This window comes from Pseudomonas sp. StFLB209, assembly GCF_000829415.1.
Classification (GTDB): Bacteria; Pseudomonadota; Gammaproteobacteria; order Pseudomonadales; family Pseudomonadaceae; genus Aquipseudomonas.
In genome coordinates, this window is the sequence record NZ_AP014637.1 from 3,926,578 (window position 1) to 3,939,217 (window position 12,640).

Genomic DNA, 12,640 nt, shown 5'->3' on the forward strand with positions numbered 1-12,640 from the left:
CTGATGCAGGAAAGAACCGGTGGATCGCTCTCAGTTAATCAGTAACGCGCGCAGCAATCTGGCCGGGTTCGGGCGCGGCCAGTTGGGCGTGCCGATATTATTGCTGTCGCTGCTGGCAATGATGATGTTGCCAATCCCGCCGTTCCTGCTCGACGTGTTTTTCACCTTCAACATTGCCTTGTCGATCGTGGTTCTGCTGGTCTGTGTGTACGCCATGCGGCCGCTGGACTTCTCGGTATTCCCGACCATCCTGCTGGTCGCCACCCTGTTGCGTCTGGCGTTGAACGTCGCCTCGACCCGGGTGGTGCTGTTGCACGGCCAGGATGGTCACGACGCTGCCGGTAAGGTCATCCAGGCCTTTGGTGAGGTGGTGATCGGTGGTAACTACGTTGTCGGTATCGTGGTCTTCACCATCCTGATGATCATCAACTTCGTGGTAATCACCAAGGGTGCCGGGCGGATTTCCGAGGTCAGTGCGCGCTTTACTCTTGACGCCATGCCGGGTAAGCAGATGGCGATCGATGCCGACCTCAATGCTGGATTGATTGACCAGAACCAGGCCAAGGCGCGTCGTTCTGAAGTGGCCGCCGAGGCCGAGTTCTATGGCTCGATGGACGGTGCCAGCAAGTTTGTGCGCGGTGACGCTATTGCCGGTCTGCTGATTCTGTTCATCAACCTGATCGGCGGCATGCTGGTGGGCATGTTGCAACACAGCATGAGCTTTGGCGACGCCGGGCGTGTTTATACCTTGCTGGCGATCGGTGACGGTCTGGTGGCGCAATTGCCATCTCTGCTGCTGTCGACCGCAGCGGCGATCATGGTGACCCGTGCTTCCGGTTCGGAAGAAATGGGCAAGCAGATCAACCGCCAGATGTTCTCGTCTTATAAGGCGCTGGCGGTGTCGGGGGCGATCATGATCGTCATGGGCCTGGTGCCTGGCATGCCGCACTTTGCCTTCATTGGTCTGGGGGCAATCGCCTCGGGTGCTGCCTACTGGCTGTGGCGCCGTGACCAGAATGCCAAGGCTGTGGCGCTGGCCGAGGTGCAGCGTCAGCAGGACCTGCTGCCTTCGCCAGTGCGTGCCCAGGACTCCAAGGAGTTGGGCTGGGACGACGTAACGCCGGTCGACATCATCGGCCTGGAGGTCGGTTACCGGCTGATTCCGCTGGTGGATCGCAATCAGGGTGGTCAGTTGCTGGCGCGGATCAAGGGTGTGCGCAAGAAGCTTTCACAAGACCTGGGCTTTCTGATGCCCACGGTGCACATTCGCGACAACCTCGATCTGGCGCCCAGCGCCTATCGTTTGACGCTGATGGGGGTGATTCTGGCCGAGGCGGAGATTTATCCGGACCGTGAACTGGCGATCAACCCGGGTCAGGTGTTCGGTACCCTCAACGGTATCAATGCGCGCGATCCGGCGTTTGGTCTGGAAGCGGTGTGGATCGAAATCAGTCAGCGCAGCCAGGCCCAGTCGTTGGGTTACACAGTGGTGGATGCCAGCACCGTTGTGGCGACGCACCTGAACCAGATTCTCTACAAGCACTCCCATGAATTGATCGGCCACGAGGAAGTGCAGCAACTGATGCAGTTGCTGGCCAAGAGTTCGCCCAAGCTGGCTGAAGAGCTGGTGCCTGGGGTGCTGTCGTTGTCGGCGCTGCTCAATGTGCTGCAGGCGCTGCTGGCCGAGCATGTGCCGGTGCGTGATATCCGCACGATTGCCGAGGCCATCGCGAACAATGCGGCCAGGAGTCAAGATACCGCCGCGTTGGTGGCTGTGGTGCGGGTCGGGTTGAGCCGGGCGATCGTGCAAAGCATTGTAGGGACTGAGACAGAGCTGCCTGTCATCACCCTTGAGCCTAGATTGGAACAGATTTTGCTAAATAGTATGCAGAAGGCGGGTCAGGGTCAGGAAGAAGGCGTTCTTCTGGAGCCAAGCATGGCCGAGAAGCTGCAACGCTCGTTGATTGAGGCGGCGCAGCGTCAAGAGATGCAAGGCTCGCCGGTGATTTTGCTGGTGGCAGGTCCGATTCGGGCCATGCTGTCACGATTTGGACGATTGGCTGTACCGAACATGCATGTTCTGGCGTACCAGGAAATTCCTGACAACAAGCAAGTCACCATCGTAGCGACTGTCGGGCCTAACGGCTGAGGTAGTGAGTCATGCAAGTTAAGCGTTTTTTCGCCGCCGATATGCGTCAAGCCATGAAACTGGTTCGCGATGAGCTGGGCGCCGAGGCGGCCATCATCGGAAATCGGCGCATTGCCGGTGGCGTTGAGCTGACTGCTGCTCTTGATTACAAGCTGTCTGCGCTGGCGCCGCGGGTGCCGAACATGGAGCTTGAAGACGAGCTGCGCAAGACTCAGTCGCGGATCGTCTCGGCGCAAGCTGAACTCGAAAGTCGCAACGAAGGCGATGACGTATCGAGCAACCGTCAGTTGTTTTCTGGCTTGCCGCTGAGCGCTGCCGACCGGCACATCGAGCCGACCCTTGAAGAACCGCCGCGTCCTGCTGTTGCCGTCGCTGCACCCGGCGTTGCCGAGCCGACGCTGAACCAGCGTGCGTTTGACTCGATGCGCTCGGAGCTCAACGGCTTGCGCGAGCTGCTGGAAGTCCAGTTGGGTTCGCTGGCCTGGACGCAATTGCAGGGCAGTCGTCCGCAGCAGGCCAACCTGTGGCGGCGTCTGCAGCGCGTTGGCCTGTCCGGCCCGCTGTCGCGGGATCTGCTGGATATGGTTCCCGATATCGACGATCCCCGTCATGCCTGGCGCATGTTGCTGGCGCATCTGGCGCGGATGATCAATGTGCCTGACAACGAGCCGCTGGAAGAGGGCGGGGTGATCGCGATGGTCGGTCCGGCAGGGATGGGCAAGACCACTACGCTGGCCAAGCTGGCGGCGCGTTACGTGCTCAAGTACGGCGCGCAGAATATCGCGCTGGTGAGCATGGACAGCTTCCGGATCGGTGCCCAGGAGCAGCTCAAGACCCTTGGGCGTATTCTCAATGTGCCGGTGACCCACGTCGATCCGGGACAGTCCCTGGCCCAGGCGCTCGAACCGCTGATCCGCAAGCGTGTGGTGCTGATCGATACCGCCGGCCTGCAAGCCAGCGATCCGGCGCTGCGCCTGCAGCTTGAAAGCCTGGCCGGGCGCGGGATTCGCTCGCGCAACTATCTGGTCCTGGCCACTACCAGCCAGAAGCAGGTGTTGACCGCCGCTTACCACAGCTACAAACGCTGCGGGCTGGCCGGCTGCATCCTGACCAAACTGGATGAAACTGCCAGCCTGGGTGAAGTGCTGAGCCTTGCGATCGGGCATGAACTCCCCGTGGCCTATCTGACCGATGGGCCGCGTATTCCTGATGATTTGCATCTGCCACGCCGCCATCAACTGGTGAGTCGGGCCGTCAGTGTGCAAATGCAGGATGAACCCAGCGAAGAGGCTATGGCGGACATGTTCGCCGACCTTTATCACAACCCCGGCAAGCGAGTGGGGTGATTGATGAACACGACTAAAAAATTACTGCATCGGTGGTCTGCCAGGCATTGTTCGTCACGGAACGTGCAGCCCGTAATGTGGCTCCAGTCTACGCATGACAAGGTAAAGAAATAACATGGGCAGCATGCATCCCGTACAGGTTATCGCCGTGACCGGCGGCAAAGGTGGCGTTGGCAAGACCAACGTTTCAGTGAATCTGTCGCTGGCGCTGGCCGAGCTCGGCCGTCGCGTCATGCTGCTTGATGCTGATCTTGGTCTGGCCAACGTTGATGTTTTGCTGGGCCTTACGCCCAAACGCACCCTGGCCGATGTCATCGAGGGCCGCTGTGAGCTGCGTGACGTCCTGCTCCAGGGGCCTGGCGGAGTGCGTATCGTGCCAGCGGCCTCCGGTACCCAGAGCATGGTGCACCTGGCGCCCGCGCAGCATGCCGGCCTGATCCAGGCGTTCAGCGAGCTTGGCGACAATCTTGATGTGCTGGTGATCGACACCGCAGCCGGTATCGGTGAATCGGTGGTCAGTTTCGTGCGTGCCGCCCAAGAGGTCTTGCTGGTGGTCTGCGATGAACCGACCTCGATCACCGACGCTTACGCGCTGATCAAACTGCTCAATCGCGACTACGGCATGAACCGCTTCAGGGTCCTGGCCAACATGGCGCAGACGCCGCAAGAGGGTCGTAACCTGTTTGCCAAACTGACCAAGGTGACCGATCGTTTTCTGGACGTGGCCTTGCAGTATGTCGGCGCAGTGCCCTATGACGAATGTGTGCGCAAGGCGGTGCAAAAGCAACGTGCGGTCTACGAAGCCTTTCCACGCTCCAAATGCGCGCTGGCATTCCGAGCCATTGCCCAGAAGGTCGATACCTGGCCGTTGCCGGCCAATCCGCGTGGGCACCTTGAGTTCTTTGTCGAGCGACTTGTTCACCAGACCAGTGCAGCGGGACCGGTTCAATGACAGCCAGCGGTTATCAGATGTACAGCAAGGCATCAAGGAATTCGCAATACGAGTTGATTGAGCGCTATGCGCCACTGGTCAAGCGTATTGCCTACCACCTGCTGGCCCGTCTGCCTGCCAGCGTCCAGGTCGAAGACCTGATCCAGGCGGGCATGATCGGCCTGCTTGAAGTATCGACCAAATACGACTCCACCAAGGGTGCCAGTTTCGAAACCTACGCCGGCATTCGGATCCGTGGCGCGATGCTTGACGAGGTGCGTAAAGGTGACTGGGCGCCGCGTTCAGTGCATCGAAATACCCGGATGGTCAGTGATGCGATTCGCGCTATTGAAGCAAGAACAGGGCGCGACGCTAAAGATCATGAAGTTGCTGCCGAACTCCAGTTAAGTCTTGATGATTATTACGCTATCTTGAACGACACTTTGGGCAGTCGGCTGTTCAGCTTTGACGACCTGCTGCAGGACGGCGAGCATGATGGGCTGCACGAAGATGGCGCCAGCGGTTCGCTGGAGCCGTCGCGCGATCTTGAGGACGAGCGCTTCCAGAAAGCATTGGCCGATGCCATTGCCAATCTTCCGGAGCGTGAGCGTTTGGTGCTGGCGTTGTACTATGACGAGGAGTTGAACCTCAAAGAGATCGGTGAGGTCCTTGGGGTCAGCGAATCTCGGGTCAGCCAGTTACACAGTCAGTGCGCAGCCCGCTTGCGAGGTCGTTTGGGGGAATGGCGGGCGCGCTGACAGATCCATTGGTTTCAGGCCGGCTGTGCAGGGCTTGAGGTGTCGACTACCCGGACAAGGCAGGAGCCTGTCAATCAACTCTACAGGGTTGTTTGCAGGCGATTTGGCCGTGTTCTGGTGTCTGGTGCGTCGAGCGCTGGTTGCACCGGGGGGTTGCTGTACCTGTATTGAGTGAACGGCGGGTCCGGGGAGCGGGCTCGTTAAAGACTGCTTGGAGGTCGAATTGGACAAGAACATGAAAATCCTCATCGTTGATGACTTTTCAACGATGCGGCGGATCATAAAAAATCTGTTGCGTGACCTGGGGTTTACCAATACATCGGAAGCAGATGACGGTCTTACCGCGCTGCCGATGCTGCAAAGCGGTGCCTTTGATTTTCTGGTAACCGACTGGAACATGCCTGGCATGTCGGGTATCGACCTGCTGCGCCAAGTGCGTCAGGACGAGCGCCTGAAGAACATTCCGGTGCTGATGGTGACTGCTGAAGCCAAGCGTGAGCAGATCATTGAAGCGGCCCAGGCCGGTGTGAACGGCTATGTGGTCAAGCCTTTCACCGCCCAGGTATTGCAAGAGAAGATTGAAAAGATCTTCGAGCGCGTCAATAGCTGAGTGCATGCCGCGAGGGCGCTATGGATAACAATGATTCATTGGGTGACTTCGAGTCGACCCTGAAAAAACACGCGCACGAGCTGGTCGCCAGCCTTGAAAAAGGCAAATTCGGCGACGCCGTGCAACTGATCCATGAGCTCAACCAGGCGCGCGACCGCGGCCTGTATCAGGAAGTGGGCAAATTGACGCGTGAGCTGCACAGCGCGATCGTCAATTTCCATATCGATCCGCAGATGCCGCAAGCCGAAGAGGTGTCTCAGATCACTGATGCCGCCGAGCGTTTGTCGTATGTTGTAAGGCTGACCGAGGGTGCGGCCAACCGCACCATGGATCTGGTGGAGCAAAGCACACCGTTGATGAACAGCCTCAGTGACGACGCCAAGGCGCTGAGTGCCGACTGGGGGCGCTTCATGCGCCGCGAAATCGGTGCTGAGGAGTTTCGTGATCTGGCCAAGCGGGTGGACGGTTTCCTGTCGCGTACCGAGAAAGAGAGCCATGCCGTTGCCAGCCATCTCAACGACATTCTGCTGGCCCAGGATTATCAGGACCTTACCGGTCAGGTGATCAAGCGCGTGACGCAACTGGTCACCGAAGTTGAGAGCAACCTGCTCAAGCTGGTACTGATGGCCAGCCATGTCGATCGCTTTGCCGGGATCGAGCATGACCGTGAAGCGATGCAAGCAGAAAAAGATCCGAAAAAACATCTTGCTCAGGGTGAAGGTCCGCAGATTCATGCCGATAAACGGGAAGATGTCGTTTCCGGTCAGGATGATGTGGACGACTTGCTATCCAGCCTTGGCTTCTAAGGTCAGTTGACGGTTAATTTTAGGGAGCACCCCAATGAGCTTCGGCGCCGATGAAGAGATCCTCCAGGATTTTCTGGTAGAGGCCGGCGAAATTCTCGAGCAATTGTCTGAACAACTGGTCGAGCTTGAAAGTCGCCCGGATGACGCGGACTTGCTCAACGCAATTTTTCGCGGTTTTCACACTGTAAAAGGAGGCGCCGGCTTCCTTCAGTTGCATGAGCTTGTCGAGTGCTGCCACATTGCCGAGAACGTGTTCGACATCCTGCGCAAGGGTGAGCGTCGCGTTAACGCCGAATTGATGGACGTGGTCCTCGAAGCACTGGATACCGTCAACAGCATGTTCGGCCAGGTGCGTGAGCGCAGTGACATCACGCCTGCTACCCCTGAGCTGCTGCAGGCACTGTCACGGCTGGCAGAGCCTGAGTCAGCTGACGAAGTGGCTGCGGTGGCAGCGGCTCCGGAGCCGGCGCCGGAACCGGTGGTCGAGGCGGCTGCACCGGCTGCCGGGGAGGCCGGCTCCGACCTGATCACCGACGATGAGTTCGAGCGGCTGCTCGACTCCCTGCACGGCCCGGCCGGCAGCCCGGTCGCCGCTACGCCGTCTGCGCCAGCCGCGCCTGCGGCTGCAGCGAGTGATGAAATCACCGATCACGAATTCGAAGCGCTGCTCGATCAGTTGCATGGCAAGGGTTCGTTCGATGCCAGCGTCGCCACTGTCAGTGCTGCAGCACCTGCTGTCGCAGCGCCCGCTGGCGCTGCCTCGGATGAAATCACCGACGACGAATTCGAGTCGCTGCTTGATCAGTTGCACGGCAAAGGCTCGTTCAGCGGCGCTGTAGAAGCGGTGGCCGTTGCCCCTGCGGCACCTGCCAGCAGCCCTGCATCGGATGAAATCACCGATCACGAATTTGAAAACCTGCTCGACGAGTTGCACGGCAAGGGCAAGTTCGAACCGGCGGCAGTAAGCGGCGCGGTTGCCGCCGCAGCGCCGGCGGCCAAGCCGCCAGCCCCTGTCGCCAAGGTCGAGCCTGCGGTGGCCAAGCCTGCTGCTGCGCCTGCGCCCGCGGCGGCCAAGCCTGCCGCTGCCGCACCGGCCAGAGCTGCTGCCGCGCCAGCCGAGAAGCCGACCGCGACAGAAGCCGAAACCACGGTGCGCGTCGATACCGCGCGGCTTGACGAGATCATGAACATGGTCGGCGAGTTGGTGCTGGTGCGTAACCGTCTGGTACGCCTTGGCCTCAACAGCGGCAATGAAGCGATGTCCAAGGCGGTTTCCAACCTGGATGTGGTCACCGCCGACCTGCAAACCGCGGTCATGAAGACCCGCATGCAGCCGATCAAGAAAGTCTTCGGCCGCTTTCCGCGTCTGGTTCGTGACCTGGCACGCCAGCTCAAGAAAGAGATCAACCTGGAACTGGTGGGTGAAGAGACCGACCTGGACAAGAACCTGGTCGAGGCGCTCGCTGACCCGTTGGTGCACTTGGTGCGTAACGCGGTCGACCACGGTGTGGAAACTCCTGAGGAGCGTGAGGCCAGCGGCAAGTCACGCAGTGGCCGGGTGGTGCTGTCGGCCGAGCAGGAAGGCGATCACATCCTGTTGTCGATTTCCGATGACGGCAAGGGTATGGACCCGGCCGTGCTGCGCGCCATTGCGGTCAAGCGCGGCGTCATGGACAAGGACGCGGCCGATCGTCTCAGCGACAGCGACTGCTACAACCTGATCTTCGCCCCCGGCTTCTCGACCAAGACCGAGATTTCCGATGTGTCCGGTCGTGGGGTTGGCATGGACGTGGTGAAAACCAAGATTTCCCAGCTCAACGGTACGATCAACATCTATTCGACCAAGGGCCAGGGTTCGAAGATCGTCATCAAGGTGCCGCTGACCCTGGCGATCATGCCGACCCTGATGGTGATGCTCGCCGACCAGGCGTTTGCATTCCCGCTGGTCAACGTCAACGAAATCTTCCACCTCGACCTGTCGACCACCAATGTGGTTGACGGCCAGGAAGTGGTTATCGTGCGCGACAAGGCACTGCCACTGTTCTACCTCAAACGCTGGCTGATCAAGTCGGCAGCTCATGAGGAGCAGCGCGAAGGGCACGTGGTGATTCTGTCGGTCGGCACGCAGCGCATTGGTTTCGTGGTCGATCAACTGGTCGGCCAGGAAGAGGTGGTCATCAAACCGCTGGGCAAGATGCTGCAAGGCACCCCTGGCATGTCGGGCGCCACCATTACCGGTGACGGTCGGATTGCCTTGATCCTTGATGTTCCGAGCATGCTCAAGCGTTACGCCGCACGGCGTATTTGATTCTGGCCCCGGGGCAGTATTGTCCCGGGGTCTATTGGAGTGTTTATGGCAGTCAAGGTCCTGGTGGTGGATGATTCGGGTTTTTTCCGCCGCCGCGTTACGGAAATCCTCTCTTCGGACCCGCTCATTCAGGTGGTCGGTACCGCAACCAACGGCAAGGAAGCCATCGAACAGGCCCTGGCGCTCAAGCCTGATGTGATCACCATGGACTACGAGATGCCGATGATGGACGGCATCACTTCGGTCCGCCACATCATGCAGCGTATCCCTACGCCGGTATTGATGTTCTCCTCCCTGACCCACGAGGGCGCGCGGGTCACACTCGACGCGCTGGATGCCGGTGCGGTCGACTTCCTGCCCAAGAATTTCGAAGACATCTCGCGCAACCCTGACAAGGTCAAACAGTTGCTGTGCGAGAAGATCAACAGCATCGCGCGCAGTAATCGTCGTTTCAGCTCGTTTGGCAGCAGCTCGCAGTCAACGCCTGCGGCTACGGCATCCGCCCCGGCACCTGCGGCCAGCCCGAGTGTGCGGCGCACGCCGCCCCCTGTGGCGCCGGCGCCTGCTCCGGCGGCTACCCGGCCGTTGACCAGTCGCGCGGCGCCGGTCACAGCATCCGCCAGCCCGGCTGCTGCGCCGGCCCATGCTCATCATTCGCCGGCGCCACGGCGCAAGGCCTACAAGCTGGTAGCCATTGGCACCTCCACCGGTGGGCCGGTTGCGTTGCAGCGCGTGTTGACCCAATTGCCTGCCAACTTCCCGGCGCCCATCGTGCTCATCCAGCACATGCCGGCAGCCTTTACCAAGGCGTTTGCCGAGCGCCTCGACAAGTTGTGCAAGATCAGCGTCAAGGAAGCCGAAGACGGTGATCTGCTGCGTCCGGGTCTGGCGTTGCTGGCTCCGGGTGGCAAACAGATGATGGTCGATGGCCGTGGCGCGGTGAAAATCCTGCCCGGTGATGAGCGCCTGAACTACAAGCCGTGCGTGGATATCACCTTTGGCTCGGCGGCCAAGGCCTACGGTGACAAGGTGCTGTCGGTGGTCCTCACCGGAATGGGCGCCGACGGCCGTGAAGGTGCGCGCATGCTCAAGCAGGGCGGCAGCACCGTATGGGCCCAGGATGAGGCCAGTTGCGTGATTTATGGTATGCCGATGGCCATCGTCAAGGCTGATCTGGCGGATGCGGTGTACAGCCTGGACGATATCGGCCGGCACATCGTGGAGGCGTGCCTGTAATGGATGTACTGAGCCTTATCGGCCTGATTCTGGCGTTTGTCGCGATTCTGGGTGGCAATCTGCTTGAGGGTGGGCATGTCAGCTCGCTGGTCAACGGCCCGGCCGCGCTGATCGTGCTGGGCGGCACCCTGGCGGCTGCGTTGTTGCAGGCACCGATGAGTGCGTTCAAACGTGCCGTGCAGATCCTGCGCTGGATTCTGTTTCCGCCACGCATCGATCTGCCTGGCGGCATTGACCGGATCATTGGCTGGAGCATGACGGCGCGCAAGGAAGGCCTGCTGGGGCTGGAGAGCGTGGCAGACACCGAGCCTGACCCTTATGCGCGCAAGGGCCTGCAATTGCTGGTTGATGGCGCGGAGCCGGCGTCGATTCGCAGTATTCTGGAAGTCGATTTCATTACCCAGGAAAACCGCGATATCCAGGCCGCCAAGGTTTACGAAAGCATGGGCGGTTACGCGCCGACCATCGGCATCATCGGTGCGGTCATGGGCCTGATCCACGTGATGGGCAATCTGGCCGACCCGAGCCAGTTGGGTGGCGGTATCGCGGTCGCGTTCGTCGCCACGATCTATGGCGTGGCCAGTGCCAACCTGTTCCTGCTGCCGGTGGCCAACAAACTCAAGGCGATTGCCCTGCGCCAGTCGCGCTACCGCGAGATGCTGCTCGAAGGCCTGCTGTCCATTGCCGAGGGTGAAAACCCGCGCTCCATTGAGCTCAAGCTGCAAGGCTTCATGGAGTAACCGCATGTCCCGTCGCCGCCGCCACGAAGAGCATGAAAATCACGAACGCTGGCTGGTGTCCTACGCGGATTTCATCACCTTGCTGTTCGCCTTTTTTGTGGTGATGTACTCGATTTCGTCACTCAACGAGGGCAAGTACAAGATTCTGTCCCAGGCGCTGGTCGGGGTGTTCAATGACGCTGAGCGGACCATGCAGCCGATTCCGATCGGTGAGCAGCGGCCACAGACCACCCGGCCTGCCGAGCCTCTTCTGAAAGACAGTGAGCAGACCGACGCCGGTATCGGTGCCAAAACGGTCGATCCGTTGCAGGCCATCGCCGATGATGTGCGCGCCGGATTCGGCGACCTGTTGCGCTCCGACCAGATGACCGTGCGTGGCAACGAGTTGTGGGTTGAGATCGAGCTTAATTCCAGCCTGTTGTTCGGCAGCGGTGACGCCATGCCCAGCAATCAGGCCTTCAGCATCATCGAAAGGGTGGCCAATATCGTCAAACGCTTCGATAACCCGGTGCATGTCGAAGGTTTCACAGACGATCAACCGATCAACACCGCGCAGTTCCCGACCAACTGGGAGCTGTCCGCTTCACGGGCGGCGAGCATCGTGCGTCTGCTGGCCATGTACGGCGTCAATCCGGCGCGCATGGCTTCAGTGGGGTACGCTGAGTTTCAGCCAATCGCCAGTAATGCCACCGCGCAGGGGCGGGCGCAGAATCGCCGCGTGGTGCTGGTTATTTCCCGTAACCTGGATGTGCGCCGCAGTCTGACCGCAGGTGGTTCAGCCAATGCCACCCCTGATGCAGCATTACGGCGTGCTGGCACACAAACTGCACCGGCTCCGGCAAGTCCACCGTCAGGCACCAATGCCGTCAATTCTCCGTCACCCGCTCGCTAGAACGGTCAGGGACATTGCCGTGCACAAGGAATACAGCTAAATGAGAGTCTGGGCAGTCGCCAATCAGAAAGGTGGGGTCGGCAAGACCACCACGACCATTGCCCTGGCCGGCCTGCTGGCTGACTCGGGCAAGCGTGTGGTCGTGGTCGATCTGGACCCGCATGGCTCGATGACCAGTTACTTCGGCCATAACCCTGACGAGCTGGAGCACAGCGCTTTCGACCTGTTTCTGCATAAAGGTGCAGTGCCTCAAGGCCTGCCCGGCCAGTTGCTGCTGCCGACCAGCGATCAGCGGATTTCGCTGTTGCCGTCCAGTACCGCACTGGCCACTCTGGAGCGCCAGTCGCCAGGCCAGAGCGGCCTGGGCTTGGTGATTGCCAAAAGCCTTGCGCAACTGTGGCAGGATTTTGACTATGCGCTGATCGACAGCCCACCGTTGTTGGGCGTGTTGATGGTCAATGCGCTGGCGGCCAGTCAGCAACTGGCGATTCCGGTGCAAACCGAGTTTCTCGCGGTCAAGGGCCTGGAACGCATGGTCAACACGCTGGCGATGATCAATCGCTCGCGCAAGGTGCCGTTGCCGTACACCATCGTGCCGACCCTGTTCGATCGACGCACCCAGGCTTCAATGGGCACCCTCAAGCTGCTGCGTGACAGCTTCCCGGAACATGTCTGGAAAGCCTACGTGCCGGTCGACACCCGCCTGCGCGATGCCAGCCGGGCCGGAGTGACCCCTTCGCAGAATGACCCCAAGAGTCGTGGGGTACTGGCCTATCGTGCGTTGCTCAAGCACCTGTTGGCCGAACAACTGACAGCGCAGGTGGCCTGAGGTGACGTTTAAATCCTTGTTCGTGCGCTCAAGCC

11 protein-coding genes are annotated in these 12,640 nt (G+C 60.2%); all 11 read left to right on the forward strand.

Annotated elements, in window-relative coordinates:
* Window positions 1-19 precede the first annotated feature (19 nt).
* The 11 genes from flhA to PSCI_RS17655 all read left to right on the forward strand — a co-directional run bounded on the left by flhA (window position 20) and on the right by PSCI_RS17655 (window position 12,605).
* Window positions 20-2,149 (forward strand): flagellar biosynthesis protein FlhA, encoded by a 2,130-nt coding sequence (flhA, locus tag PSCI_RS17605; RefSeq protein ID WP_045489474.1) that lies wholly within the window; start codon window positions 20-22, stop codon window positions 2,147-2,149.
* An 11-nt stretch (window positions 2,150-2,160) separates the two neighbouring features.
* Complete coding sequence (gene flhF, locus PSCI_RS17610) at window positions 2,161-3,495, forward strand: flagellar biosynthesis protein FlhF (protein WP_045489477.1); 1,335 nt, start codon at window positions 2,161-2,163, stop codon at window positions 3,493-3,495.
* A 115-nt stretch (window positions 3,496-3,610) separates the two neighbouring features.
* Complete coding sequence (gene fleN / locus PSCI_RS17615) at window positions 3,611-4,447, forward strand: flagellar synthesis regulator FleN (RefSeq protein WP_045489480.1); 837 nt, start codon at window positions 3,611-3,613, stop codon at window positions 4,445-4,447.
* Window positions 4,444-5,184, forward strand: a complete 741-nt coding sequence (gene fliA, locus PSCI_RS17620; RefSeq protein WP_045489483.1) for an RNA polymerase sigma factor FliA — start codon at window positions 4,444-4,446, stop codon at window positions 5,182-5,184. Before fleN ends, fliA begins: the two co-directional genes overlap by 4 nt.
* A gap of 235 nt (window positions 5,185-5,419) precedes the next feature.
* Window positions 5,420-5,794: a chemotaxis response regulator CheY gene (locus PSCI_RS17625; RefSeq protein WP_173426689.1), complete on the forward strand. Its 375-nt coding sequence runs from the start codon at window positions 5,420-5,422 to the stop codon at window positions 5,792-5,794.
* A gap of 20 nt (window positions 5,795-5,814) precedes the next feature.
* Window positions 5,815-6,600, forward strand: a complete 786-nt coding sequence (locus tag PSCI_RS17630; protein ID WP_045489489.1) for a protein phosphatase CheZ — start codon at window positions 5,815-5,817, stop codon at window positions 6,598-6,600.
* A 34-nt stretch (window positions 6,601-6,634) separates the two neighbouring features.
* Window positions 6,635-8,908, forward strand: a complete 2,274-nt coding sequence (locus tag PSCI_RS17635; protein WP_045489492.1) for a chemotaxis protein CheA — start codon at window positions 6,635-6,637, stop codon at window positions 8,906-8,908.
* Between the two features lie 45 nt (window positions 8,909-8,953).
* Window positions 8,954-10,144 (forward strand): protein-glutamate methylesterase/protein-glutamine glutaminase, encoded by a 1,191-nt coding sequence (locus PSCI_RS17640; RefSeq protein WP_045489495.1) that lies wholly within the window; start codon window positions 8,954-8,956, stop codon window positions 10,142-10,144.
* Window positions 10,144-10,884 carry a flagellar motor protein gene (locus PSCI_RS17645; RefSeq protein ID WP_045489498.1) on the forward strand — a complete coding sequence of 247 codons (741 nt, stop codon included), beginning with the start codon at window positions 10,144-10,146 and terminating at the stop codon, window positions 10,882-10,884. Before PSCI_RS17640 ends, PSCI_RS17645 begins: the two co-directional genes overlap by 1 nt.
* A gap of 4 nt (window positions 10,885-10,888) precedes the next feature.
* Window positions 10,889-11,776 carry a flagellar motor protein MotD gene (gene motD, locus PSCI_RS17650; RefSeq protein WP_045489502.1) on the forward strand — a complete coding sequence of 296 codons (888 nt, stop codon included), beginning with the start codon at window positions 10,889-10,891 and terminating at the stop codon, window positions 11,774-11,776.
* A 40-nt stretch (window positions 11,777-11,816) separates the two neighbouring features.
* On the forward strand, window positions 11,817-12,605 hold the full coding sequence (locus PSCI_RS17655) for a ParA family protein (protein ID WP_045489505.1): 789 nt from the start codon (window positions 11,817-11,819) through the stop codon (window positions 12,603-12,605).
* Window positions 12,606-12,640: the final 35 nt, after the last annotated feature.